Origin of the sequence: Streptomyces sp. NPDC007084 (assembly GCF_040703595.1) — a bacterium.
Taxonomy (GTDB): Bacteria; Actinomycetota; Actinomycetes; order Streptomycetales; family Streptomycetaceae; genus Streptomyces.
The window spans coordinates 219,893-244,860 of sequence record NZ_JBEYFY010000004.1; the positions used below are offsets into that span (position 1 = coordinate 219,893).

Here is a 24,968-nt window from a genome sequence, read left to right on the forward strand (position 1 = left end):
CGCCCCAGCGTCAGGGGGTAAGCACAGCGTGTATACACGGCATGTATACGTGCTGTGTAGAGTGCTCCGCATGTCCATCGGTCACACCCTCCTGGGGCTCCTGGAGTCCGGGCCGCGTCACGGTTACGACCTGAAGCGCGCCTTTGACGAGAAGTTCGGTCACGACCGGCCGCTGCACTACGGCCAGGTCTACTCGACGATGTCGCGCCTGCTGAAGAACGGCCTCGTGGAGGTCGACGGCATCGAGGCGGGCGGCGGTCCCGAGCGCAAGCGGTACGCCATCACCGACGCCGGGATCACCGACGTCCAGCAGTGGCTCGCCACGCCCGAGAAGCCCGAGCCCTACCTCCAGTCCACGCTCTACACGAAGATCGTGCTCGCCCTGCTGACGCACCGCGACGCGAGCGAGATCCTCGACACCCAGCGCTCGGAGCACCTGCGGATGATGCGCATGCTGACCGAACGCAAGCGCAAGGGCGACCTGGCCGACCAGCTCATCTGCGACCACGCCCTCTTCCACCTCGAAGCCGATCTGCGCTGGCTCGAACTGACCGCCGCCAGGCTCGACCGGCTCGCCGAGGAGGTGACGGCCCGATGACCTCGCCCACCCCTCCCCCGGGCTCCCTGCTCGTCGCGTCGGAGCTGCGCAAGGCCTACGGCGCGACCACCGCCCTGGACGGAGCCGCGTTCTCCATCCACCCCGGCGAGGTCGTCGCCGTGATGGGCCCCTCCGGCTCCGGCAAGTCCACCCTGCTGCACTGCCTCGCCGGCATCGTCACCCCCGACTCGGGCTCGATCACGTACGACGGGCGCGAGATGGCGACGATGAACGACGCCCGGCGCAGCGCGCTGCGGCGGTCCGAGTTCGGCTTCGTCTTCCAGTTCGGCCAGCTCGTCCCGGAGCTGACCTGCGTCGAGAACGTCGCGCTGCCGCTGCGGCTGAACGGCAGCGGACGCAAGGCGGCCGAACGCGCCGCCCTCACCTGGCTGGAGCGCCTGGAGGTCGACGACGTCAAGGCCAAGCGGCCCGGTGAGGTCTCCGGCGGCCAGGGCCAGCGCGTCGCGGTCGCCCGTTCGCTGGTCACCAGCCCGCGGGTGCTGTTCGCCGACGAACCGACCGGCGCGCTCGACTCGTTCAACGGCGAGCGGGTGATGCAGTTGCTGACCGAGGCCGCCCGCTCCACCAACGCCGCCGTCGTGCTCGTCACGCACGAGGCCCGGGTGGCCGCCTACTCGGACCGCGAGATCGTCGTACGCGACGGCAAGTCCCGGGACATGGAGCGGATCGTATGAGCGAGCGCCCGTCCCCCGCCGCCCCGGCCGGGGCGCCCCGCACCGCCCCGAGGCTTCCGCAGTGGTCCCGCGACCTCGGGATGGGCGTCCGGTTCGCGCTGACCGGTGGCCGTGAGGCCTGGGTGCGCGTGCTGCTCACGGCCATCGGGGTCGGCCTCGGGGTGGCGCTGCTGCTGCTCACCACGGCGATCCCGAGCGCGCTGGCCGCGCGGCACGACCGGGAGCGCGACCGCAACGACATGACCTTCAACTCGGCGGTCATGAAGAAGTCGGACCGCACCCTCCTCGTCGGCAACACCGACACCACCTACCGCACCGACGACGTACGCGGCCGGCTGCTGCGGCCCGAGGGGGCGCACGCCCCGCTGCCCCCCGGCCTGCGGGCGTTCCCCGGCGACGGCGAGATGGTCGTCTCGCCCGCCCTCGACCATTTGCTGAAGTCCGCCGACGGAGCACTGCTGCGCGAGCGGCTGCCCTACCGCGTCACCGGCACGATCGCGGACTCCGGGCTGATCGGACCGCACGAACTCGCCTACTACGCGGGCAGCGACACCCTGTCGGTGGCGGACCGGACGTCCGGCCGGATCACGCGTCTCGACTCGTTCGGCACCAAGGACCGTGCCGAGCCGATGGACCCCGTCCTGCTGCTGCTCATCCTGATCGTCTTCGTGGTGCTGCTGATGCCGGTCGGTGTCTTCATCGCGGCGGCCGTACGGTTCGGCGGTGAGCGGCGCGACCGCAGGCTCGCCGCGCTGCGGCTGGTCGGCGCGGACGGGCGGATGACCCGCCGGGTCGCGGCCGGCGAGGCGATGGCGGGGGCGCTGTTCGGTCTCGTCCTCGGCGCCGGGTTCTTCCTGCTGGGCCGTCAACTCGCCGCCCTGATCGACGTGTTCGAGATCAGCGTCTTCCCGGCCGACCTCAGTCCGGCGCCCGCGCTGGTCGCCCTGGTCGCGGTCCTGGTCCCGGCGGCGGCCGTCGGGGTGACGCTGTTCGCGCTGCGCGGGGTCGTCATCGAACCGCTCGGCGTGGTGCGCACGGCACGCCCGCCGAGGCGCCGCCTGTGGTGGCGGCTGCTGCTGCCGCTCGGCGGCCTCGGCCTGCTCTACCCGATGGTCGGGCAGGGCCGGAACAACGGGAACTTCAACGAGTCCATGGTGACCGGCGGTGTCATCCTGCTGCTGGTCGGTGTGACGGCGCTGCTGCCCTGGGTCGTCGAGGCGGTCGTCTCCCGGCTCGACTCGGGCGGGGTCGCCTGGCAACTGGCCATCCGCAGGCTCCAGTTGAGCAGCGGCAGCGCGGCCCGGATGGTGAACGGCATCGCGGTCGCCGTGGCCGGCGCGATCGCCCTGCAGATGCTGTTCGCCGGGGTGGAGGGCGACTATGTGAAGCCCTCGCCGGCGGACCGGTCGCGGGCGCAGATGTCGGTCGCCGTACCGCACGAGGTGCCGCTCGCCGAGGCCGCCGGGAAGCTCCGGCGGACCGAGGGCGTCCGGGCGGTCATCGCGCTGTCGTCCGTCTACGCGGGCGACCGGCGCAAGAACCCCGACCTCTCCGGAGCGGTGACCGTCGGCGACTGCGCCGCCCTGCGCACGGTGGCCGTCCTGCCCTCCTGCGAGGACGGTGACGTCTTCGCCATCCAGCACGCGCAGTACGACACGGACACCGCGAAGCTGTCCCGGCCCGGCCGGACGATCTACCTCGACCCGAGGTACGACGACACCCCCGGCTCCGCGGCCCCCTTCACCCTGCCGCACACCGTCCTGAAGGCGGAGGGGCGCGCCAGCCTGACCGGCTACGACCGCGGGGGCATCCTGGTCACCCCGGCCGCGCTGCCGGCCACCGCCGCGAAGGCCGTGAACGGCGAGGTCTACGTCCGGCTGGACGAGTCGGTGCCCGACGCCCGCGACCACGTACGGAACACCGCCGCCGCGCTCGGCCCGTTCGCGGAGGCCCGGCCCTGGACGCCCGACGCGCAGTCCCGGCGCTTCACGTCGATCCGCACCGGCCTGTTCGTCGGCGCCACCTGCGTGCTGTTCCTGATCGGCGCGAGCCTGCTGGTCTCGCAGCTCGAACAGTTGCGGGAGCGCAGGAAGCTGCTGTCGTCGCTGGTCGCCTTCGGCACCCGGCGCCGCACGCTGAGCCTGTCGGTGCTGTGGCAGACCGCGATCCCGATCGTCCTCGGACTCGCCCTCGCCACGGTGGTGGGACTCACCCTCGGCACGGTGCTGCTGAAGATGACCGACACACCGGTGCGCGTCGACTGGTCGAGCCTGCTGTCGATGACGGGCATCGGGGCGGGAGTCGTCCTGCTGGTGACGCTGCTCAGTCTGCCGCCGCTGATCCGCCTGATGCGGCCGGACGGCCTGCGCACGGAGTAGCGGAGCAGCCGGCCGGCGCGCGCCCGGTCGCGCAAGTGGCCTCCTGTGTACGGCGGTTCAGTCCCGGGGGCCCAGCACCCGGACGGGCAGCGGGCGCAGGGCGTCGCGCAGTGCCGCCGCCAGTTCCTCGTACTCGGTGCTCCGGGCGGCGCCCGCGCGCATGGCGAGCGCGATCCGGCGGGTGGGCGCCGGGTCCGCGAAGTAGCCGGTGAGGAGCTGGTTGCTGCGGGTCGTCTCCACCTTGACGGCGGTGCGCGGGAGCAGGGTCACCCCGAGGCCGCCGGCGACGAGCTGGACGAGGGTGGACAGTCCGGCGGCGGTGGTGGTGACCGGGGCGTCGGCGCGGCCGGCCTCCCGGCAGATGTCCAGGGCCTGGTCGCGCAGGCAGTGCCCCTCGTCGAGCAGCAGGAGACGGAGTTCGCGCAGCGCCTCGCGCGGGATGCCCTCCCGGCCGCCGAGCCAGTGGTCGAGCGGGGTCACCAGCACGAAGTCCTCGTCGAAGAGCGGGAGTTCGGTGACGCCGGGCATGCCGAGCGGGACGGCGAGGAGCAGCAGGTCGAGCCGTCCGACGGCGAGCCCCTCCAGCAGGCTGGCCGTCTGCTCCTCGTGGACCTGGAGGTCGAGGTCGGGGTAGCGCTCGTGGACGAGCCGCAGCACGGTGGGCAGCAGGTAGGGGGCGACGGTCGGGATGACGCCGAGGCGCAGCGCGCCGGTGAACGGCGCCCGGACGGCCTCGGCCTCCTCCAGCAGCGCCCCGACCTCCGCCAGCACCGCCTTGGCCCGTACCGCGAGGCGCTCACCGGCGGGCGACAGGAGCACCTTGCGGGTCGTACGCTCCAGCAGGGTCACGCCGAGGGTGTCCTCCAGGGCGGAGACGGCTCCGGACAGCGCGGGCTGGCTCATGCCGATCGCGGCGGCGGCGTCCCGGAAGTGCAGATGCTCGGCGACGGCGGCGAAGGCGCGCAGTTGGGCGAGACTGGGCTGACGGCGTCCGTTGCCCTTGGTTCCGGTGCGGGCGGACCCGGCGTTCCGGCCGAGGGACGGCACCCGGCCGGCGGAGGGCTGCCTGCGCTCGGAGCCGGCCGTGCCCTGAGCGCCCGGCATGCCGGAACCGCCTGCCGCGGCGGGGCCGCCGAGACCGCCCGGCATGCCCGGAGCGCCCGGCACGCCCGGAGCGCCCGTTTCGCTCATCGGGCCGGGCTGGTCGCTGGGGCTCGTCACGGCGGCACCTCTCTCCGGATCGCTTCACCGACGGTTACTGATAGACGTAACCGATCAACTCGACCGAGTGTAGCTATTTCCCGAATCAATGCAGCCTGTGCCACCATCAACTTCGTCCAACCCACGGGAAAAGCTCCCAAAAAGGGCGTTTCCCCGCTGCAAGGAGATTGCGTGCTCACTGTCGGTGACAAGTTCCCCGAGTTCGACCTGACCGCCTGTGTCTCGCTGGAGAAGGGCCAGGAGTTCGAGCAGATCAACCACAAGACCTACGAGGGCAAGTGGAAGATCATCTTCGCGTGGCCCAAGGACTTCACCTTCGTGTGCCCCACCGAGATCGCCGCGTTCGGCAAGCTGAACGACGAGTTCGCCGACCGTGACGCCCAGGTGCTCGGCTTCTCCGGCGACTCCGAGTTCGTCCACCACGCCTGGCGCAAGGACCACGACGACCTGCGTGACCTGCCCTTCCCGATGATGGCCGACTCGAAGCACGAGCTGATGCGCGACCTCGGCATCGAGGGCGAGGACGGCTTCGCCAAGCGCGCCGTCTTCATCGTCGACCAGAACAACGAGATCCAGTTCTCCATGGTGACCGCCGGCTCCGTCGGCCGTAACCCCAAGGAGGTCCTGCGGGTCCTGGACGCCCTCCAGACGGACGAGCTGTGCCCGTGCAACTGGACCAAGGGCGAGACCACCCTCGACCCGGTCGCCCTGCTGGCCGGTGAGTGACCTCCCATGGCCCTCGACGAACTGAAGTCCGCCCTCCCGGACTACGCCAAGGACCTGCGCCTGAACCTCGGTTCGGTCATCGGCAACAGCGAGCTGCCGCAGCAGCAGCTCTGGGGCACGGTGCTGGCCTGCGCGATCGCCTCGCGCTCGCCGCGCGTGCTGCGTGAGCTGGAGCCCGAGGCGAAGGCCCAGCTCTCGCCGGAGGCGTACACCGCCGCCAAGTCGGCCGCCGCGATCATGGCGATGAACAACGTCTTCTACCGCACCCGGCACCTGCTCTCCGACCCGGAGTACGGGACGCTGCGCGCCGGTCTGCGGATGAACGTCATCGGCAACCCCGGTGTGGAGAAGGTCGACTTCGAGCTGTGGTCGCTCGCCGTCTCCGCCGTCAACGGCTGCGGCCAGTGCCTCGACTCGCACGAGCAGGTGCTCCGCAAGGCCGGTGTCGACCGGGAGACGATCCAGGAGGCGTTCAAGATCGCCGCCGTCCTCCAGGCCGTCGGCGCCACGCTGGACGCCGAGGCCGTGCTCGCCGAGCAGTAGTCCTCTCCGCTCGCCGGGCGCGCCTCGGCCGCGACGCTTCAGGGCCCCGCCCACCTTCACGGTGAGCGGGGCCCTGATCGTCGTGGTGGCCCGGTGTCTACGGGGTGAGGGTGCGGGACGCGGAGGCGTCGACCGCCGTCGCGCCCCGGGGCTCCGGCGCGTGCCGCAGGTCCACTTCACTGGTGTACGAACGCAGGTAGGTGACCACGGTGTTGGTGACCGCGACCAGCGGGACCGCGACGACCGCTCCGCCGATGCCGGCGATCATGCCGCCCGCGGCGACGGACAGGACCACCGCGAGCGGGTGGACGCGGACCGCGCGGCCGAGGATGAAGGGCTGTAGCACGTGGCCCTCGATCTGCTGGACCGCGAGGACCACCGCGAGGGTCATGAGGGCGGTGAACACGCCCTGGGTGACAAGGGCGACCACGATCGCGAGGGCACCGGAGATCACCGCGCCGACGAGCGGGATGAACGCGCCGAGGAAGATGAAGACGGCGAGCGGGACGGCCATCGGGACGTCGAGGAAGTAGATGCCCAGTCCGATGAAGATGGCGTCGATCATGGCGACTATCACCGTGCCGCGCACATACGCCGTCAGGGTGCGCCAGGCGCGCGGTCCGGCGCCCGCGACACCGGGGCGGGCGGCGGCCGGAACGAGCTTGAGCGACCACTCCCAGATCCGCCGGCCGTCGTAGAGCAGGAAGAGCGTCGAGAACATCGTCAGCAGGATGCCGGTGAGGCCCTCCACGATGACGGTCACGCCCTGGAGGCCGGCCGAGGTGATCTGGTCGGTGTTGGCGCCGACCGCCTCCCGCAGGTTCTTCGCTATCTCGTTGATCTGCTTGTCCGTCACATGGAACGGGCCCTTGAGGAGCCACTTGCGCAGATCGTCGATGCCGTTCTGGATCTGGTCGGAGAGGTTGTCGATGTTCTCCTGGACCTGCCAGACCACGAACCAGCCGATCAGCCCCATGATGACGAAGCCGAGGATCGCGGTGAGCGCGGTGGCCAGTCCGCGCGGCACGTTGTGGTGCGTCAGGCGGGCCACCGTCGGCTGGAGCACGGCGGTGATGAGCAGCGCGGCGACGAAGGCCAGCACCACCAGTTGTACGGCGCTGATGACGCGCATCAGCACCCAGACGGTGCCGGCCAGGATGAGCAGCCGCCAGCCGGCCTCGGCGGCGACGCGCACCCCCCACGGCACCGCGAGGGCCGGGTCGGGGCGCGGCGAGAGCACGTAGGTGGCCGGTGCGGTCGCCTTGTCTGCGGGGCGGCGGGCCGGAAGCGTGCCCGGCCCGGTGTCCGCCGCCGGTTCAGCGGAAGTGTCGGCGCCGGTCTCGGCGCCGGGGTCGGTGGCGTCGGGGCCGTCCGGAGCCCGGGGCGCGGGGGGTACGGCGTCGCCCGGCGGCCCGACGGGGTCCCGCCCCGCGGGCGTGTCCTTCCCGTCGAGGGAGTCCTCGGACTCCTTCTCCACCTCGGCCCGGCGTTCGTCCAACCGCTCTCCCAGCTCGGTGAGTCCTGCGCCGAGCCTGCCGAGCCACCCTGGTACTCGCGACATGATGCGTCCTTTTCCCCCGTTGCTCCCCACCACTCCCCCCAGGAGTCGTCGGGTCCGACCGTACATGGCCGAAGCCCCTCCCCGTAGGACGGGGAGGGGCTTCGGAAGGTTGAGCCGCCGGCGTACGACGTGCCGCTCAGTACCAGCTGTTGGCCTGCCAGAACGACCACGCCTCACACGGGCTGCCGTACCGGCCGTTCATGTAGTTGAGGCCCCACTTGATCTGGGTGGCCGGGTTCGTCTGCCAGTCGGAACCGACGGACGACATCTTGGAACCGGGCAGAGCCTGGAAGAGACCGTAGGCACCGGAGGAGGCGTTGACCGCCTTGTAGTTCCAGCTCGACTCGTGGTTCACGATGTTGCTGAAGCACTGGAACTGCCCGGCCGGCACCATCTGACGAGCCATCGCCTGGATCTGCGCGACGGAGTACGAGGCCTGGACACTGAAGGTGGTCGCCTCGCGCGTCGCGGAACGGCTGGCGGCTTCGGCGGCCTCCTTGCGCTCCTTGGCCTCCTTCTCGGCCTTCTCCGCGGCCTTCTGCTTGGCCACGGCGTCGTCGGCCGCCTGCTTGCGGGCGGCTTCCTCCGCGTCCTTCTTGGCGCTCGCGTCCGCGGCGATGGCCTGGGCGTCGGCCTGCTGCGTCAGGGACGCGGTCTGCACCTGGGCCTGCTGACCCGTGGGGATGTCCGCGAGGAGGGTCGAGTCGCTTGCCGTCGCCTCGGCGTCGATCGAGGGCTGGGCGGTGCTGCCCGAGGCAACTCCGACGACGCTTCCGACGGCGGTGACCGCGGTGGCCGAAGCCACTGCGAATCCCCGGACCGAAATCCGGCTCACACGGTTTTCCTTCCAGCATCGCCCGCTTAGGTGACCCTCGCGGACGCAATCGTGCCCCTTGGCGCTGGCCTCCCAACTGCGGGGTCACGGGAGGCACGGGCCCGGTGGGCAACTCCCGCTCGGGGAGCGCCGCGTGGTGCGCGGGCGGCATACGACGGCTCTATGGAGTTCTGGGATTCCTGTGGTGCCGTACCGCTGGGGGTACACGTGTGTCGTATGCGGGGCCTGACAGGAGTGAGACTCTAGCCGTATCCGGACGCCGCACGGCAATTCCGCGTTGCGTGTGAAAGCTCACACCTCGTTTGCCGCGGATGTTTCCAGGAAAAGGCAGCGCAGCGAGGCGCCGCCCGGCTAGGCTCTTCGCCTTTGCCGGACGGCGCCAACCAGCGTGTATCCACCACCCTTTGACCAGGTGGGGACAGTCGGGATCAGATCTGCCCGTCCTCCAGCATTTCGGTCACGAGTGCCGCAATCTGGGACCTCTCCGAACGATTCAGCGTGACGTGCGCGAAGAGCGGATGACCCTTCAGCTTCTCGACGACGGCGACCACTCCGTCGTACCGCCCGACCCGCAGATTGTCCCGTTGCGCCACGTCATGGGTGAGAACCACCCGGGAGTTGGCGCCGATCCGGGACAGGACCGTCAGCAGGACGTTCCGCTCCAGGGACTGGGCCTCGTCCACGATCACGAAGGCGTCGTGCAGGGAGCGGCCGCGGATGTGCGTGAGCGGCAGGACCTCCAGCATGCCGCGCGCGGTGACCTCCTCGATGACCTCGCGGCTGGTGACCGCGGAGAGCGTGTCGAAGACCGCCTGCGCCCAGGGACCCATCTTCTCGGCCTCGGAGCCGGGCAGATAGCCCAGTTCCTGCCCGCCCACCGCGTACAGCGGCCGGAAGACCATCACCTTCTGGTGCTGGCGGCGTTCGAGGACGGCCTCCAGGCCCGCGCAGAGCGCGAGCGCGGACTTGCCGGTGCCGGCCCGGCCGCCCATCGACAGGATTCCGATGTCCGGGTCGAGCAGCAGGTCCAGCGCGATGCGCTGTTCCGCGCTGCGGCCCTTGATGCCGAACGCCTCGCGGTCGCCGCGCACCAGCCGGACGTTGCCCTCCGGGGTGACGCGGCCCAGGGCCTTGCCACGCTCCGACTGGATCGTCAGGCCCGTGTGCACGGGCAGGTCGGCCGCTTCGGGGACGTATACGTGCCCCTCCTCGAAGAGGACGTCCACCTGCTCGCCCGACAGGGTCAGCTCGGACATCCCGGTCCAGCCGGAGGAGCCCGTGATGGCCAGCTCCGCGCGGTACTCCTCGGCGAGGAGGCCCACGGAGGAGGCCTTGATCCTGAGCGGCAGGTCCTTCGAGACGACGGTGACGTCGAATCCCTCGGCCTGGAGATTGCGGGCGACCGCGAGGATGCGGGAGTCGTTGTCCCCCAGGCGGTACCCGCTGGGCAGGACGCTGGGGTCCGAGTGGTTGAGCTCGACGCGGACGGTCCCGCCGAGTTCCCCGACCGGGATCGGGGAGTCGAGGCGGCCGTGCCGGACCCGGAACTCGTCCAGCAGGCGCAGGGCCTGCCGGGCGAAGTAGCCGAGTTCGGGATGGTGCCGCTTGGCCTCCAGCTCCGTGACCACCACGATCGGGAGCACCACTTCATGCTCGTCGAAGCGGCTCAGGGCGTTGGGATCGGCCAGCAGGACGCTGGTGTCGAGAACATAGGTGCGCCGGTCGGGCTTGTGGCGCTTTGTGCTGGTCACCACGGAAGGACGTACCCCCTCGGATGAGGTCGGGGAGCGACGAAGGAGATCTGGGCCGGTCTCGGGCACCGATGCGCGGGCCGAAAACCGGCCCTCCGCTTCGTCCGTACGGACCGCACGGTCGGGCTGGTGCAAAGGGCCTCCCGGGCGGACGGCCCCGTGCCGTCCGCTGAGATACGACACCCGTGGTTCGGGCGTCGACCTGCATGCGTTATGCCCTCGAACGCGCCAAGCCATGCAGCGAGGCAGGGCGGCGCGTGCGTTAACTCCTGATGACGTACGTCCCCCGCGGCACCCCGCGCCTCATCGCGGGACCCCGGGAATCAGCCGCCGTAGCGCCGGTGGCGGGCGGCGTAGTCGCGCAGCGCGCGCAGGAAGTCGACCTTGCGGAACGCCGGCCAGAAGACTTCACAGAAGTAGTACTCGGAGTGGGCCGTCTGCCAGAGCATGAATCCGGACAGACGCTGTTCCCCGCTGGTGCGGATCACCAGGTCGGGGTCGGGCTGGGCGCCGGTGTAGAGGTGCTTGCCGATCAGGTCGACGTCGACGGCCTCGGCGAGGTCCTCCATGGAGGTGCCCTTGTCGGCGGCGTCGAGGATCATCGCGCGGACGGCGTCCGCGATCTCCTGCCGGCCGCCGTAGCCGATGGCCACGTTGACGACTATCCCGTCGACGTGCGCGGTGGACTCCTCGGCCTCCTTGAGGGCCGACTGCATCTGCGAGGGCAGGATGTCGGGGGTGCCGACGTGGTGCACGCGCCAGCGGCCGTCGGCGGCGAGGGTGCGGACGACGCCCTCGATGATGCCGAGCAGCGGGCCCAGCTCCTCCTGCGGACGGTCGAAGTTGTCGGTGGACAGCAGCCACAGGGTGACGACCTCGACGTCCGTCTCGGAGCACCAGCCGAGGAACTCCTCGATCTTGTCGGCTCCGGCACGGTGACCCTGGGCGGTGGTGGAGCCCGCCGCCTTCGCCCAGCGCCGGTTGCCGTCCATGATGACCCCGATGTGCTTGGGCACCTGGTCGTGGTCGAGGTGGCCCTCCACCCTGCGTGCATAGAACCTGACCAGCAGACGGCGCAGGTTGTCGCGCAAGGTCACGTGTTGTCAGCCCCTCCGTGCGGATGGGACAGGCGCGCCCGAGCACAGTCCCTGTCCATATGGCGGTCCCCCGGGGCGAAGCCTACCCCCGTGAAACAGGGGTTCCGCCGAGGGGTGGCGGACATCCGGCGGGCGGCGGGCGGGGGCGCGGACACACTCCCGCCGGCATCCCTGCGCCCCGGGAGGGGTTCGTCTCCGGATCGCCCCGCGCCCGTCACCGGATCGCCCCGCGTGCACGGACGGCCTGGTCGGGGGCGCACGGGGGCGCCCGCCGGGCGGCCTGTCGCGGGCACAAAAAACGGGCCGGTCCGTGGGGGGGAGACGGACCGGCCCGAGGGGGGGGTTCCACCATAACCCTTCGTAAGTGATGCTGCGTGCATCCGCGTGCCACAACTACTCTCCGCAGTCACCCGGCGACGCCACGACGAGCGCGGAACCAACGATTCCGGGCCCGATCATGGCCGAATACCAGCCCATTCAAAGGCAATCGCGGGGAATCGATGGAGATCCAATGGATTCGGGGCCGATTGAGGGGAGTCGCCCCGGTGCCCCGTGACGTACTCCGGGCGGGTGACGGGCGTGGCGTACTTCTCTTGACGCGGTCGCTTTGACACGGTCACTGACACGGTCGCTACGTTCGCGGCCAAGACGGCATGGACACCCGGGGCACTCATGCCCGCCAGGACGCGCATGACCGACAGGACGCGCGCATGACCCACAGGACGTGCGCATGAACCACGGGGCACATGCATGACCCACAGGGCACCCCTGACGACCTTCACGACGGAGTCGACGCCGGAGCCGGTGCCGCTGGAGCGGGCCGTGACGGCACGGGCCCGGCGGCGCGGGCTGCTCGGGCGCGACGGAATCGAGGGGGCGCTGCTGCTGGCCCCGGCGAACTCGGTGCACACGCTGGGGATGCGGTTCCCGATCGACGTCGCCTATCTGGACCGCGCGTCACGAGTGCTGGCGGTGCGCACGATGCGTCCGGGCCGGGTGGGCCTGCCGCGACCACGGGCCCGGGCGGTCCTGGAGGCGGAGGCCGGGGCGATGGAGCGCTGGGGGGTACGGCGCGGGGTGCGGGTGGTGGTGCCGGAGGGCTGACGTGACGTCATCCCGTAAGGCGATGCGGTGAAGGCAGCACCGCGCAGCCCCCTCCACTGCGCGGTGCCAGACGCGCAGCTTTGCTCACGCGAACTACCTTGGTCTGAACTTACGTCAGGCCTACACGCCAGACGACCCACTCTCGATAACGATGTGGAAAACCTGTGCGGACCCCCGGCCGTCCCTCGCCGGATTGCCGCCCACCCCTTCCCGCCTCTGCTCACCCGGGTCCGCCCCTGGCCGCCTCCGTCCACCCCTGACCGCCATCCGGACGGGCATCTCATCCCGAGTGCCCTTCAATGGGGTGTTTTCGGTCAATCCTTGCCGGGCTTGCGTGCCTCGATCAGGAAGCGGCTGCTGTGGGCGACGAACGGGCCGCGCGCCTCGATCTGTTCGTGCAGCTCCCGGAGCCGGGGCCGGTACGCGTCGACCGTGAAGCCCGGGACCATCCAGATCACCTTGCGCAGGAAGTGGACGACGGCGCCGATGTCCCGGAACTCCATGCGCAGCCGCTCCGAGCGCAGGTCGAGGACGTCGAGCCCGGCGGCCTCGGCGGCGGCGCGGGCGGCCCGCGGGTCCCGGCCGGCGCGGACCTCCTCCGGCTGCGGGCCGAGGAAGTACTCGACCAGTTCGAAGACGCTGGCCGGCCCGACCTGCTGGGAGAAGTAAGTGCCGCCGGGGCACAGCACGCGGGCGATCTCGTCCCAGTATGTCGCCACCGGGTGCCGGCTGGTCACCAGGTCGAAGGCGCCGTCGGCGAACGGCAGCGGGGCCTCCTCCGGGGAGGCGACGACCACGGCACCACGGGGGTGGAGCAGCGCGGTCGCCTTGGCGACGTTCGGTGGCCAGCCCTCGGTGGCGACGATGAGCGGGGGCAGCATCGGGGCGGCGTTCAGCACCTCGCCGCCGCCGGTCTGGATGTCGAGGGCGGCCCGGGCACGGCCCAGCCGCTCCCCCATCGCCCGGGCGTACCCCCACGAGGGCCGCTCCTCGGTGGCCCGCCCCTCGAACCAGGAGAAGTCCCACCCGTCGACGGACGCGGCCCCGGCTTCGGCGAGGAGGGCGTCGAAGGTGCGCGGGGTACGCGGGGGGTGGGGGGAGGAGGGGGGGTGCGGGGCGCTCATGAGGGGATTGTCCCAAGGGGTACGGCGGCGGGGCGAGGCGTTTTCCCGTGCCCCGGCCCTCTCCGCGTACGGCCGGGCCCTCTCGGCGTACGGCTGCTCAGGGCAGCGCGTCCGGCGGGGGCGTACGTCGGTGGGGTCGTACGTCGGTCGGGTCGTACGCCCGTTCAGGGGCGCGCGTTGGTCAGGGCAGCAGGGGGCGTACCCGCTCGGCGGTGAAGCGGACGAAGGCCTCGGGGTCGGGTTCGTCGGCGGTGGGCTGGAGGATCACGGAGTCGGCGCCCGCGTCCACCAGTTGCCGGACGGCCTCGGCGACGGCCTCCGCGTCCCCCGCCACGCCGTGTTCCGGCACCGGTTCCTCGCCGTTGGCGGCCATCTCGGCGCTCAGCCGGGCGGCGGCGTCGGGGCCGGTCGCGGCGTGCAGATAGACGATCACCCGGTGCCGCCCCGCCGTCCGGCCGGCCGCCTCGCGCCCCTCCTCGATGAGGGCACGGGCGTGGCGGACCCCGTCGACGGTGGTGGAGGCGGTGAGGACCGTGCCGTCGGCGGCCTCACCGGCGAGGCGGAGCGTCCGGGGGCCGGTGGCGCCGGTGAGGATCTCGGGGGCCTTGGCGGGCGGCCAGTCGAGGGCGACGTCGTCCAGCTTGACGTACCGCCCGTCCCGGGACACCCGTTCGCCGTGCAGCAGGGCCCTGAGCGCGTCGAGGTGCTCGCGGAGCAGCGTCAGGGGTGACGCGGCGCGTGCTCCGACCTGTTCCATCCAGTCCTGGACGCCGTGGCCGACCGCGACGGCCGCGCGTCCGGGGAACAGCCGGTGCAGGGTGGCGGTCTCCATGGCGGTGACGGCGACGTTCCGCAGCGGGACGGGAAGCAGGCCGACGCCGACCTTCAGACGCTCGGTCCAGGCGAGGGCCGCCGCGGCGGCGGAGACGCCCCCTTCGAGGAAGCAGTCCTCCCACAGCCACAGTTCGTCGAGCCCCGCCGCGTCGGCCGCACGCGCCACCGACCGCAGCCGCTCGGGAGGAAGCTGCGGCCGGAAGACAACACCGAGAGAGGTCATCCGGCCTTCCTACCCAGCCCACGCCCGGGCGACAACCGCTTTGCGGGTGTGCGGGGTGGCGTCCGGGGCGGAGGGAGGCGAGGCGAGGCAGGGTCGCCACGCCCGGGTCCTGTTCGCCCCGGTCCGGTCCGGCCAGGTCCGGTCAGGTCAGGTTCGCTCCGGTTCGCCCGGTTCTGTCAGGTCCGGTCCGCTCCTGTCATGCCTTGTCTCCGGCGGTGCCTCTCGGGAAGGACACCTCCACTCGGCGGTTCTTGCGGCGGCCCTGCTCCGAGGTGTTGTCGGCGATCGGGTAGTCCTCGCTGTAGCCGCGCACCTCGAAGGTGATGTCCGTCGAGCCGAGCGCGGCGGCGAGCCGGTCGTGGACCTGCTCCGCGCGGTTCTTGGACAGGGTCAGGCCGTGCGCGTACGAGCCGAGGTTGTCGGTGAACCCGAACACGCGGACCGTCGTGGCGTGCTGGGCCTTGATCTCGTCCGCGATCGTCTGGATACGGGACTGCGACTCGGGGTTGAGCTTCGAGCTGTCCTTCGGGAAGAGGACTTCCGCCTGGAGCGCGAACGTCACATCCGCGTTGGTGTCCTCCCGCCGCTCCTCACCCCCGAGGTCCTCCACGACCGACTTGACGTCCAGCACCTTGGCGGGCGCGAGCGTGGCCCCGTCGGCGAGCTTGAGCCCGGGGCTGGTGGAGTCGACGTCGGGGGGTGGGGAGGTGGTGACGCTGCCGGGCGGGGCGCTGGGGTCGTCGTCGGCGTGGGCGGGGCCCGGCAGGCCGAGGCTGACCAGCACGGCGAGGGCCGTGAACGTCGTCGCGGCGGCGCGGGGTGCGAGGGCCATGGCTCAGCCCTCGGAGATCTCGATGGAGGCGGGCGGCATGGAGCCGACCTGGAAGTCGACGGTGGTGGTGTCGGCGGGGGGTGCGGGGAACTGGGCGAACCAGTCGGCCGACTTCCCGACGTCCACACCGCCGCCGTCGAACTTGGTGCACAGGCAGCGGCCTTGGGTGTCGCGCAGGACCAGGTACTTCTTCTTGCCCTTGCTGTCCACCAGCGCGGCCCCGGCCAGGGACGCGCCGTTGCGGCTCAACTCCCGTTCGTCACCGCGCCAGTTCGAGGCGATCCAGAACTGGCTGCCGGTGTTGGTCACCTTGCCGCTCACGGTGACGAAGCCGCCCTCGTCCCGTACGACCGAGGTGATCGTGAGCGTCACGTCGTCGCCCTTGACCTCGGCCACCGCCTGCTCCGGGCTCGCCGAAGGCGATTCCTGCTCTCCGCCGCCTCCCCCCTGGCCGGAGGAGGGGGCGGAAGCGGACGCCTTCGGCTTGTCGTCGCCGTCTCCGCCGCCGCACCCCGACACCGTGAGGAGCAGCCCGGTCGTGATCGCCACCGCCGCCATAGCCCTGCGGCCCTTCATGGTGTGCCGGAGATCCATCGGTACGGCTTCCTCTCACTCGGCCAGATGCACGGAGAACAGCACGGACGCGTCGGGAAGGTCGTCCGAATCGAAGTCTTCGGGATCGATGTCCACGAGATCCCCGTCGCAGTCCAACTGCACGAGCTTCGTGGGATCGGCGTCGTCGGCGAACGTGCAGCGCGGTTCGATGACCGCCGTCGCCTGAGCCTTGGCGTGCCGGTTCTCCGTGCCCGGGATGATCGAGCGGCCGACCGTGTAGCGGGTCTCGATCGCCACCTGATAGCCGGGGAAACCGTTGACGACGGTGCGCTGGGCGCCACCCCGCAGCGTCGAGTCGTTCTCGGCGGCCAGCCGTCCGGCGGCGGCCGAGGCGCCCGCGCCGTCGAACCGGTCGCCGGCCAGCCAGTCGAGCCACTGGTCGTCCGTGCCGACGGCAGCCGTCAGCCCGTCCATCAGTTCGTCCCGGGCTTCCTGCGCGGCCGCTAACGCCGCAGCGTCCGCCGCGGATTGTGCTCCATTGCGGGCGGACGCTGCTTGTGCGAAGGCGAAGAAGGCGAACGCGGCGAAGAGCAGGATGCCCGTCAGCCAGATGTAAAGGGGAAGAGTCTGGCCCCGGTCGCCGCGGAGCGGCCGGCTCAGCCGCCGGTGACCGAGGTGACGGCCGTCCGGATCGCACCCGAGATCAACCCGTCCAGGCCGATCTGGTCGATCAAGGTGAAGATCCCCGCAATGATGATCATCAACCCCGCGTACTCCACGAACCCCGCTCCCGCGTCCCTGTTCGTGTCCCGCATGCGGGAGATCACGGTTCGTGTCCACATCGCGAACCTGCTCATCAGCTCTGTCCTCCCACCCGACGCCACCAACGACCCGAGCACCGTACGTGATAAGCCGCCTACTCCGGGTGGGCCCAGGGGCCCAACTTCGGGGGTGGGGAGTCATCGGCCCCACCCCTCGTGGGCCGTGCCCAGCCAGTGGGCGATCGCTTCGCTGCGCGTGGAACTGTGCAGCTTCGCGAAGATGCGGTTGATGTGGTTCTTGACGGTCTTCTCGGTGATGAAGCAGGTGGCGGCGATCTGGCGGTTGTTCATGCCGGCGGCGATGAGGTCCATCACCTCCACCTCCCTCGAACTCAGGCCGAAATCAGGATGGTTGGGAGTACGGCGGTGAAGTCCCGCCGCCGGTGCGGGCCGAGCCTCCGACGACTGTGCCACAGATGGTTGCAGGTGCGAAGAGACTGGCCCGGGTTGGTAGGAAGCTCCGACGGAATCCGGGACGGCGGCACGCCCGTCGCGCACATCCCGTACGGCGGAGATCAGTTGGGCCGCCGTGAACTCGCCATGGACGAGGTAGCCGGCCGCGCCCTTGCGCAGGGCCTCCGCCACGACCTCGGGTTCGCGGCTGTAGGTGAGCATCATGACCGGGGCGATCCTGGTCAGTTCGGGCAGCGCGGTGAGGCCGTCGGTGCCGGGCATGCGGACGTCGAGCAGGACCACGTCGGGCGTGTGGCGCCGGGCGCAGGCCAGCGCCTCCTGTCCGTCGCGCGCCGCCGCGACCACCACGGTGCCGGGGTGCGTCTCCAGCAGCGCGGTCAGGCCGGCCCGTACGACAGGGTTGTCGTCGGCCACCAGAACGCGCAGGGGCGGGCCGGAAAGTGCCTGTTCAGGCATGTGCGGCCTCCTCTTGGTCGGGGGGAGGTGCGGGATGCGCGGCCACCGAGAGGGGGACGGTGAGGCGGATCTCGGCGCCGCCTTGCGGGGCTCGGTCCAGGGCGAGCCGGCCGCCGGCGCAGGCGGCGCGTTCCGTCATGCCGAGCAGGCCGAAATGGCCGGATCTCGTCCAGGTGGCGAGCAGGGCCGGGGTGGCGGTCTCCGGGAGTCCCGTGCCGTCGTCCTGTACCCGGAGCGTGAACTCGTGCTCGGTGACGGAGAGTTCGATCGCGGCCCGGGTCGCTCCGGCGTGCCGGTGGGTGTTCTCCAGTGCCTCGGACACGATCGCGAGGACATGATGGGCCGCGGCGCACGGCAGGACGGGGTCCGCACCCCGGTGCCGTACGACGGTGGGGATACGGGTCCGGGTCGCGAAGTCGGCTGCGAGCGCGCGGAGTTCGGGCAGCAGGTCGGTGTCCGGGCCGGTGAGGTCGGTGTGGCGGCGCAGGTCCGTCAGGAGAGCGCGGGACTCGGTGGCGGCGCAGCGCGCGGCGTCGGCCACGGCGGTCGCCTGACGTCGCAGGGCCGCCGGGTCGGCGGTGTCCGCGGAGGCGGTGAGGGCGTCCGCGGCGAGCGCGAGGCCGTAGAGGGTCTTGGCGACGGAGTCGTGCATCTCGCGGGCCAGGCGGGCGCGTTCGGACTCGACGGCCTCGGCGACGGCGAGTCTGCTGGTCGCCTCCGAGAGAGCCTGGCTCGCGCTGCCGAAGCGGAACATCAGGTTGCGCAGGGTGACACCGATGATGCCGGCGCCGACGCAGAAGCCCGCGATGAGGAGGGTGTTGGCGCCGGCGCCGGGCCGGTGTTCCCAGGCCCGGAACACGGTGAGGAGCACGATGAACTGGAGCCCGGTGAAGATCCCGGCGCCGCGCCAGCCGTAGAGGAGGCCGGACAGGAGCGGGGTGCAGACCGTGGCGTAGGCGAGGGGGGAGGCCGGGGACGCGGTGAGGAGCAGGATCGCGCCGAAACCGAGGTCCAGGGCCATCAGGGTGGGGTGGGCGAGCAGGCGGGGGCCGAGGCGGTCCCAGTCCCGGAGCATGGCGTAGGAGCCCATGACGCCGAGGACGGCGGCGGCGAGGACGGCGTAGCGCGCGAGGCCGTCGGCCGCGTTGGTCATCGCGAAGGGGGCGCCGACGGCGATGGCGGCGAGGCGGACGCCGAAGGCCTGACGGCAGAGCGCCTGGAGGGCGTTGAGCTGGAGCCGGACACCGCCGGGGGCGGGGGCGTCGTCGGCGAGGTAGCCGGTACCCCGGTCGCGGCCCCGACCGCGGGCCCAGAACAGCAGTCGGCTCTGGTAGCGCCTCCGGCTTCGAGCCCGGAACAACAACCGACCCCGGTCGTGGTCCCGGGCCCGGAAGGAGGACCGGTCCCCTGCGCGGTCCCGGGACGCCCCGGCGGAGGCCTGGCGGCGGGCCGGGGCTGTGGCCTTGGCGAGGGTGCGCAGGATGTCGGTCATCAGCGCCCCAGGATCGAGCCGAAGTTCGTTCCCGAGCCCAGGAACATGCCGGTCGCGATGAGGATCATCGTCGCGGGGAGCATGAAGACGAGGGTGACCATCGTCGCCTTGGGGATGGTCTTGGCAGCCCGGCGGCGGGCGTTCTGCGCGTCGGTGCGGCGCATGTCGGTGGCGAGCTGAATCAGGGTCTCGGCGATGGGCGAGCCGAGTTCCTCGCCCTGCTGGAGCGCCGAGACGAACTGGGCTACCTGCTCGGAGGAGTTGCGCCTGCGCAGTTCGTCGAAGGCCTGGCGGCGGCTGACGCCCATGTCCATCTGGCGCAGGGTGATGCGCAGTTCGTCGGCCCAGGGCCCCTCGTACTTCTCGGAGACGCGGTCGAGCGCCTGGCGGAAGCCGAGGCCCGCCGAGACGACGACGGCGAGCACGTCCAGGAAGTCGGGCAGCGTGCGGTCGATGACCTCCTTGCGTTCGCGGACCGCCTGCCAGATCAGCGCGTCGGCGGCGACCAGGCCGAAGGCGAGGGTGAGCACGGCGAACAGGAGCTGGCCGTTGGAGAGGAAGACCAGGCCGAGGACGACGCCGAAGACGCCGTAGACCGCGCGGCGGGCCGCGTAGCGGTTGAGGGTCAGGCCGCCGGGGTTGCCCGCCATGTCGATACGGCGGCGCTTGGCGTCCACCCGGCGCGGGCCCATCAGCCGCAGCACGGTCGGCGCGAAGCGCATGCCGAGGCGGTCGACGGCGGAGTCGGCGGCGGAGACACGGGTGCCGCCGACCTCCAGGGCGAGCTGGAGGTCGCTGGGGAGCTTGGCGTCGGCGCGGATCATCCGGACGCCCAGGAGGACCCCGGCGACGGCCGCGCCCATCAGGACGGCGAGCAGCAGCGGCAGCATGGTGACCCCTCCCTCACACTTCGATCTTGCCGAGCCTGCGGATGACGAAGAAGCCCACGGTGTACAGGCCGAGGGCGAGCAGCACGAGGCCCTGGCCGAGCGGGGAGCCGGTGACGCGGGCGAGGGCTCCCTCGTTCGAGGAGTTGATCAGGACCAGGGAGCCGATGCCGAGGAACGGGACGGTGAACGCGGTCGCGTTGACCTCGGAGAGCATGGTGCGGACCTCGCGGCGGGTCTCCTTGCGGTCCTCCAGGGTCTGGGTGAGGTTGCGCAGCGAGCTGACCACGGAGCCGCCCGCCTTGTTGGCGAGGACGAGGGTGGTGACGAGGACGATCAGTTCCCGTGAGGGCAGCCGTTCGGACAGCTCGCCGAGCGCGTCGTCGATGGTCCGGCCCAGCATCAACTGGTCCGCCACGTGCGCGAGTTCTTCTCCGGCCGGGGCCTCCAGCTCCTCGGAGGCCATGGCGAGCGCGGTGCGCAGAGCGAGGCCTGCGGCGGTGGCGTTGGCCAGCAGGCGTGCCACGTCGGGGAGTTGGCTGATGAACGCCTCGATGCGTTTCTGGCGCTGCCAGTTGAGGAAGACGGCCGCGCTCCACACGCCGAGGACGGCGGCGATCGGGCCGAAGAAGGGGGCGAGGGTCGCGGCGGCGATCAGCCACAGGGCGACGACCACGGCGGTGACGTAGGTGAAGAACTCCCCCGCCGTGATGTCGAGTCCGGTGGCCGACAGGCGCAGGTGGATGGCGCGGCCGAGCCGGGTGCGGCGCAGCCTGCGGTCGACTCCCGCGAAGCGGCGCACCCGGCCGGCGGCGGTGCGCAGCGGTCCGCCGCCGGAGAGCCGGTCGACCAGGGCCTGGCGCTGGGCGCGGCCCGAGGCGTACGTGTGCACGCCCGCGACGGCGAGCGTGCCGCCGAGGACGGTCCCGCCGAGGGCGAGGAGGGCGGGGTCGTTCATGGCAGCCTCCCTTCGGAGGTGGGCGGGGGCGTCCGGTGGCCGGAAGCGGGCGAGGGCGTCGGGTCACCGGAGAACGGCGTCTGATGGCCGGGCGGGGGCGGGGGCGGGGGCGGGGTCATCCGATGGCCTGCCGGGTGGTGAGTACGTCGATGGCCTCGGCGACGCCGAAGGCGGGCGGCAACGGCTCGTTGGCGACGTAGAGCTTCTCGGCGACCGACCGGGGCAGCGGAAGGTGCTCGAAGTGGCCGCGGACCACGCGGTCGGGGCCGACCGGCCGGGGCACGAACCGGGTGACGGGGGTGACCCGGAACTGTTCTCGGCCGTGCGAGACGAGCAGGGCGATCTCGGTGACCTTGCGGGAGCCGTCGGCGTGCCGGGAGAGCTGGACGACGACCTCGACGGCGGAGTTGATCTGGTCCTTCAGCGCCTCGAACGGGATCTGCACCTCGGACATCGAGCCGAGGGTCTGCAAGCGCATCAGGGCGTCCTCGGCGGAGTTCGCGTGCACGGTGGCGAGGGAGCCGTCGTGGCCGGTCGACATGGCCTGGAGCATGTCGAGGGTCTCGCCGCCGCGGACCTCGCCGACGATGATGCGGTCGGGGCGCATGCGCAGCGAGTTGCGGACCAGGTCGCGGATGGTGATCTGGCCCTTGCCCTCGACGTTCGGGGGCCGCGATTCGAGGCGGATGACGTGCTCCTGCTGGAGCTGGAGTTCGGCGGAGTCCTCGATGGTGATGATGCGTTCGTGCGAGGGGATCAGCCCGGACAGCGCGTTCAGCAGGGTGGTCTTGCCGCTGCCGGTGCCGCCGCTCACGATGACGTTGAAGCGGGCCCGGACGAACGCGGCGAGCAGCATGAGCATCTGCTCGTCCAGGGAGCCGAGGCCGATCAGCTCCGGGAGCGTGTAGGCGCGGGGGAAGCGGCGGATGGTGAGGGTGGGGCCGGTCAGGGCGAGCGGCGGGATGATGACGTTGACGCGTTCGCCGGTGGGCAGGCGGGCGTCCACCATCGGGTTGGACTCGTCCACGCGGCGGTTGACCGTCGAGACGATGCGTTCGATGGTCTGCATGAGCTGTTCGTTGGAGGCGAAGCGCAGCGGCAGTTGTTCGACGCGGCCGGCTCGCTCGACGAAGATGGAGTCCGGGCCGTTGACCATGATCTCGGTGATCGAGGCGTCGGCGAGGAGCGGTTCGAGGACGCCGAGTCCGAGGGCCTCGTCCACGACCCGGCGGATGAGCTGGGAGCGTTCGGCGGAGGAGAGGACCGGGCCCTCGCGGCTGATGATGTGGCCGAGGACGCGTTCGAGGCGGACGCGGCGTTCGGCGGCGGCCAGGCCGGACATCTCGGCGAGGTCGATCTCTTCGAGGAGTTTCGCTCGGTAGACGGCGACGAGGTGTCCGTCCTCACGGGCGGGACCCCCCTCGTCGGGGGTCGCGATACGGGAACGCAGGCTCATGGTGTCGGCTCCTCCCGGTCAGTCGTCGGTGGGCATGGTGGCCTTGCGGGACACGTCGTAGCCGCCGAACAGGGGGATGACGCCGGGGACGTGGACCGTGACCGTGGCGGTGGTGAGGTCGGCGCCCCGGGCGGGGGCGACGCGGGGGTCCAGCCATCCGCTGACGGCGGCCTGTCCGGCGGCGGCCCCGTCACCCCCCTGCGAGGCGACCCGCGCGGCGGCCCGCGCCCCGGACCCGGCCTGGTTGGCCCCGTACCCGATCAGCCCGAGCTGGATGGTCGCCATCCCGATGAGCAGCAGGATGGGCAGAAACCCGGTGAACTCCAGGATGGAGACGCCCCGGTCGCCATGAGGGCGACGGCCCGGACGGGGGGTGGGGCGGTGGGCGCGCGGGGCGGGGGGTGGCATGGTGGGGGCCGGCTTGGTGGGGGCCGGCTCGGCAGGACCCGACTTGGCGGAGAGTGGCTCGACAGGAGCCGGCTGGACCGAGACCGGCTCGACAGGAACCGGCTCGACGCAGACCAGCTCGACAGGAACCGGCTCGGCGGGAACTGGCTCGACGCAGACCAGCTCGACAGGAACCGGCTCGGCAGGAGCCCACTTGGTGGGTAACGGTCCCGGCCGGAGCCGGAGCCGGAGCCGGGGCCCGGGTCGGGCGGCCGGCCGGTGACGCGGCAGTGCCCTCATCCGTCGTCCCCCTCCAGTGCCGCCCCCGCCGTGCCCTTCACGTGGAAGCCCGCGTCGAAGCCGGGGAAGAACAGCGGTACGTCGACGTCGACGGTGGCCTTCATGACCGAGCCCGCGGGGGCGCAGGCGATACCCGCGCCCTTCCAGGAGCCCGGCAGGTGCTTGCCGCCCGCCGCCGCGCAGGCGCCGCCGACATCCCCGTTCACGGCGTACGCGGCGGTCGCGGCCCGGGCCGCCTCGTCGGCCGCGTTCCCGGCGAGGGAGTACGAGTAGCCGTACAGCACGCACTGCCACAGGATCGTCATCACGACGAGCAGCAGCGGGAACATCCCGGCGAATTCGAGGGTGACCGCGCCTCGGTCGCCGCCCCGGTCACCGCCTCGGTCACCACCCCGGCGGCGCAGCCCGATCGCGCCCCGGTCGGCCACCGGTGCCTTGCGCCGCCGCCCGCCGCCCCCGCCCTCCTGGGGCACCACGAGCCCGATCTCGCCGGCCAGCGTCCACAGGGCCTGCTTGACGGTCGAGCGGGCGTCGAGGTCCTGGAGCCGGCCGGCGTCCACGACGGCCTGGAGTTCCTTGAAGGCGGCGGGGACGGCGGCGCGGGCGACCTTGGTGCCGGTGACGCGTTCGACGAGGGAGGGCTGGATCTCCGTACCGCGGGCGAAGCGGTTGACGACCGTGGTGGTCTCCTCCGCCTTGCGGATCTGGAGGCGGTCCCACATGCGGACCATGCGTTTGGCGGCGCGCACGGCGATGACGTCGGGGGTGACCAGAAGCAGTGCCTGGTCGGCGAGTTCGACGGCGGCGGCGGTGGCCGAGTTCATCTGCGCGCCGCAGTCGACCACCACCACGTCGTGGCGGGACCGGAGCGCGCCGATGACCTGCCGGGTCACCCGGTCGGTGACCTCCTCGCCGCGTTCCCCCTCGGCGGGGGCGAGCAGCAGGGCCACGCCGCTGTCGTGGGCGTAGACGGCGTCCTGGAGGACACGCGGGTTGATGTCGGTGATGGCGGCGAGGTCGGCGACCGAGCGGCGGAACTGCACGTCGAGGTAGGAGGCGACGTCACCGGACTGGAGGTCCAGGTCGAGCAGGGCGACGTTGTGGCCGGACGCCCGCGCGGCGAGGGCGAGTTGGACGGCGGTCACGGTGGCGCCGACGCCGCCCTTGGCGCCGGTGACGGTGACGACGGTGCCGCCGGGGCCGGTGTAGAGGGCGGGGGCGCCGCTGTGCAGGTGGCGGCGCATGCCGGTGGACCAAGAGGCGGCGGCCTGGACGCGTTCGGCGAGGGCGTCGTAGCCGAGGGGCAGGCCGATGATGCCGCGGGCGCCGGAGTCCATCGCGGCGGTCAGGACGCCGGTGCTGGTGTCGGCGGTGATGAGGACGACGCCGACCGCGGGGAAGCGCATCACGAGGTCGCGGATCAGGTCCAACGCCGGTACGGGCCCGATGCGTTCGTGGACGAGAACGACCTCGGGCAGCTCGTCGAGGGAGTCGGCGGCCAGGTGGGCCAGCGTGTCGAGGAGGGCCGTGGAGTCGGGGACGGGCGGGGCGGGTTCGGCGTCGGCGAGCTGGCTCAGCAGGGTGGTGAGCGCACGGGCCGAGTCGATGTCACCGACGGCGGAGAGGATACGGACGGTCATCGGCTCAACTCCCGCTCACAGCACGGCATTCCGGGCCGCCGGACGTCTACGGCCCCCGTCTGCGGCCGAGGCCTCGGCTC

At 71.7% G+C, this 24,968-nt stretch carries 24 protein-coding genes; 6 read left to right on the forward strand and 18 right to left on the reverse strand.

What is annotated here, in order from left to right; genetic code table 11:
• The first annotated feature begins 70 nt into the window (after positions 1-70).
• The 3 genes from AB0912_RS06000 to AB0912_RS06010 are packed head-to-tail and all read left to right on the forward strand — an operon-like array spanning position 71 to position 3,671.
• Positions 71-598 (forward strand): PadR family transcriptional regulator, encoded by a 528-nt coding sequence (locus AB0912_RS06000; RefSeq protein WP_366696720.1) that lies wholly within the window; start codon positions 71-73, stop codon positions 596-598.
• Positions 595-1,293 carry an ABC transporter ATP-binding protein gene (locus AB0912_RS06005; protein WP_366696721.1) on the forward strand — a complete coding sequence of 233 codons (699 nt, stop codon included), beginning with the start codon at positions 595-597 and terminating at the stop codon, positions 1,291-1,293. Before AB0912_RS06000 ends, AB0912_RS06005 begins: the two co-directional genes overlap by 4 nt.
• Positions 1,290-3,671 (forward strand): FtsX-like permease family protein, encoded by a 2,382-nt coding sequence (locus AB0912_RS06010; protein WP_366696722.1) that lies wholly within the window; start codon positions 1,290-1,292, stop codon positions 3,669-3,671. Before AB0912_RS06005 ends, AB0912_RS06010 begins: the two co-directional genes overlap by 4 nt.
• A 57-nt stretch (positions 3,672-3,728) precedes the next feature.
• Here the strand turns inward: AB0912_RS06010 and AB0912_RS06015 are convergent, their stop codons facing one another.
• Positions 3,729-4,892 carry a LysR substrate-binding domain-containing protein gene (locus AB0912_RS06015; RefSeq protein ID WP_366696723.1) on the reverse strand — a complete coding sequence of 388 codons (1,164 nt, stop codon included), beginning with the start codon at positions 4,890-4,892 and terminating at the stop codon, positions 3,729-3,731.
• A 171-nt stretch (positions 4,893-5,063) separates the two neighbouring features.
• On the opposite strand from AB0912_RS06015, the gene AB0912_RS06020 reads away from it, so the two are divergent.
• Entirely contained in the window at positions 5,064-5,618 is a 555-nt protein-coding gene (locus AB0912_RS06020) for a peroxiredoxin (RefSeq protein WP_366696724.1), read from the forward strand.
• Positions 5,619-5,624: 6 nt separating this feature from the next.
• Positions 5,625-6,161 (forward strand): alkyl hydroperoxide reductase, encoded by a 537-nt coding sequence (locus AB0912_RS06025; protein ID WP_366696725.1) that lies wholly within the window; start codon positions 5,625-5,627, stop codon positions 6,159-6,161.
• Positions 6,162-6,258: 97 nt separating this feature from the next.
• Here the strand turns inward: AB0912_RS06025 and AB0912_RS06030 are convergent, their stop codons facing one another.
• The 4 genes from AB0912_RS06030 to AB0912_RS06045 all read right to left on the reverse strand — a co-directional run bounded on the left by AB0912_RS06030 (position 6,259) and on the right by AB0912_RS06045 (position 11,405).
• Complete coding sequence (locus tag AB0912_RS06030; protein WP_366696726.1) at positions 6,259-7,722, reverse strand: AI-2E family transporter; 1,464 nt, start codon at positions 7,720-7,722, stop codon at positions 6,259-6,261.
• 136 nt (positions 7,723-7,858) lie between these two features.
• Positions 7,859-8,557: a transglycosylase SLT domain-containing protein gene (locus AB0912_RS06035; protein ID WP_366696727.1), complete on the reverse strand. Its 699-nt coding sequence runs from the start codon at positions 8,555-8,557 to the stop codon at positions 7,859-7,861.
• A 428-nt stretch (positions 8,558-8,985) separates the two neighbouring features.
• Positions 8,986-10,311, reverse strand: coding sequence for a PhoH family protein (locus AB0912_RS06040; RefSeq protein WP_366696728.1), 1,326 nt, complete (start codon positions 10,309-10,311; stop codon positions 8,986-8,988).
• 320 nt (positions 10,312-10,631) lie between these two features.
• Positions 10,632-11,405, reverse strand: coding sequence for an isoprenyl transferase (locus AB0912_RS06045; protein WP_366696729.1), 774 nt, complete (start codon positions 11,403-11,405; stop codon positions 10,632-10,634).
• A gap of 750 nt (positions 11,406-12,155) precedes the next feature.
• Between AB0912_RS06045 and AB0912_RS06050 the strand changes: the two genes are divergently transcribed.
• Positions 12,156-12,509: a DUF192 domain-containing protein gene (locus AB0912_RS06050; protein ID WP_366696730.1), complete on the forward strand. Its 354-nt coding sequence runs from the start codon at positions 12,156-12,158 to the stop codon at positions 12,507-12,509.
• Between the two features lie 314 nt (positions 12,510-12,823).
• Here AB0912_RS06050 and AB0912_RS06055 read toward each other — a convergent pair whose 3' ends face one another.
• The 13 genes from AB0912_RS06055 to AB0912_RS06115 all read right to left on the reverse strand — a co-directional run bounded on the left by AB0912_RS06055 (position 12,824) and on the right by AB0912_RS06115 (position 24,888).
• Positions 12,824-13,633: a class I SAM-dependent methyltransferase gene (locus tag AB0912_RS06055; protein WP_366696731.1), complete on the reverse strand. Its 810-nt coding sequence runs from the start codon at positions 13,631-13,633 to the stop codon at positions 12,824-12,826.
• Between the two features lie 181 nt (positions 13,634-13,814).
• Positions 13,815-14,690 (reverse strand): LLM class flavin-dependent oxidoreductase, encoded by an 876-nt coding sequence (locus AB0912_RS06060; RefSeq protein ID WP_366696732.1) that lies wholly within the window; start codon positions 14,688-14,690, stop codon positions 13,815-13,817.
• Positions 14,691-14,886: 196 nt separating this feature from the next.
• Complete coding sequence (locus tag AB0912_RS06065; protein ID WP_366696733.1) at positions 14,887-15,522, reverse strand: OmpA family protein; 636 nt, start codon at positions 15,520-15,522, stop codon at positions 14,887-14,889.
• A 3-nt stretch (positions 15,523-15,525) separates the two neighbouring features.
• Complete coding sequence (locus AB0912_RS06070; protein ID WP_366696734.1) at positions 15,526-16,116, reverse strand: hypothetical protein; 591 nt, start codon at positions 16,114-16,116, stop codon at positions 15,526-15,528.
• Positions 16,117-16,131: 15 nt separating this feature from the next.
• Positions 16,132-16,737 (reverse strand): pilus assembly protein TadG-related protein, encoded by a 606-nt coding sequence (locus tag AB0912_RS06075; protein WP_366696824.1) that lies wholly within the window; start codon positions 16,735-16,737, stop codon positions 16,132-16,134.
• Positions 16,734-16,934, reverse strand: a complete 201-nt coding sequence (locus AB0912_RS06080) for a hypothetical protein (protein ID WP_081221780.1) — start codon at positions 16,932-16,934, stop codon at positions 16,734-16,736. Before AB0912_RS06080 ends, AB0912_RS06075 begins: the two co-directional genes overlap by 4 nt.
• Positions 16,935-17,036: 102 nt before the next feature.
• Complete coding sequence (locus AB0912_RS06085; RefSeq protein WP_366696735.1) at positions 17,037-17,768, reverse strand: response regulator transcription factor; 732 nt, start codon at positions 17,766-17,768, stop codon at positions 17,037-17,039.
• On the reverse strand, positions 17,761-19,260 hold the full coding sequence (locus AB0912_RS06090) for a histidine kinase (protein ID WP_366696736.1): 1,500 nt from the start codon (positions 19,258-19,260) through the stop codon (positions 17,761-17,763). The genes AB0912_RS06085 and AB0912_RS06090 overlap by 8 nt, the downstream gene beginning before the upstream one ends.
• A complete protein-coding gene (locus AB0912_RS06095; RefSeq protein ID WP_366696737.1) occupies positions 19,260-20,150 on the reverse strand; it encodes a DUF5936 domain-containing protein in 891 nt (296 codons plus the stop codon). Before AB0912_RS06095 ends, AB0912_RS06090 begins: the two co-directional genes overlap by 1 nt.
• 13 nt (positions 20,151-20,163) lie before the next feature.
• Entirely contained in the window at positions 20,164-21,105 is a 942-nt protein-coding gene (locus AB0912_RS06100) for a type II secretion system F family protein (RefSeq protein WP_366696738.1), read from the reverse strand.
• A gap of 115 nt (positions 21,106-21,220) precedes the next feature.
• Positions 21,221-22,561, reverse strand: a complete 1,341-nt coding sequence (locus tag AB0912_RS06105; RefSeq protein ID WP_366696739.1) for a CpaF family protein — start codon at positions 22,559-22,561, stop codon at positions 21,221-21,223.
• An 18-nt stretch (positions 22,562-22,579) separates the two neighbouring features.
• Positions 22,580-22,969 (reverse strand): TadE/TadG family type IV pilus assembly protein, encoded by a 390-nt coding sequence (locus AB0912_RS06110; RefSeq protein WP_366696740.1) that lies wholly within the window; start codon positions 22,967-22,969, stop codon positions 22,580-22,582.
• A 275-nt stretch (positions 22,970-23,244) separates the two neighbouring features.
• Positions 23,245-24,888 carry an AAA family ATPase gene (locus tag AB0912_RS06115; protein ID WP_366696741.1) on the reverse strand — a complete coding sequence of 548 codons (1,644 nt, stop codon included), beginning with the start codon at positions 24,886-24,888 and terminating at the stop codon, positions 23,245-23,247.
• Positions 24,889-24,968: the final 80 nt, after the last annotated feature.